The organism is Pseudomonas sp. B14(2022) (assembly GCF_012030485.1).
In the GTDB taxonomy this organism is placed as follows: domain Bacteria; phylum Pseudomonadota; class Gammaproteobacteria; order Pseudomonadales; family Pseudomonadaceae; genus Aquipseudomonas.
Genome location: NZ_JAAUVM010000065.1, coordinates 1 through 255, shown reverse-complemented (window position 1 = coordinate 255; position 255 = coordinate 1). Strand labels below are relative to the sequence as shown.

Annotated in this window: 1 rRNA gene; it reads left to right on the top strand. The window is 50.2% G+C overall.

Annotated elements, in window-relative coordinates:
• Nucleotides 1-255, top strand: a 16S ribosomal RNA gene (locus HCF10_RS32225); the annotation flags it as partial.

Below are 255 nucleotides of genomic sequence, written 5' to 3'. Positions count from 1 at the left end.
GAGGCAGCAGTGGGGAATATTGGACAATGGGCGAAAGCCTGATCCAGCCATGCCGCGTGTGTGAAGAAGGTCTTCGGATTGTAAAGCACTTTAAGTTGGGAGGAAGGGCTATTACCTAATACGTGATAGTTTTGACGTTACCGACAGAATAAGCACCGGCTAACTCTGTGCCAGCAGCCGCGGTAATACAGAGGGTGCAAGCGTTAATCGGAATTACTGGGCGTAAAGCGCGCGTAGGTGGTTTGTTAAGTTGGA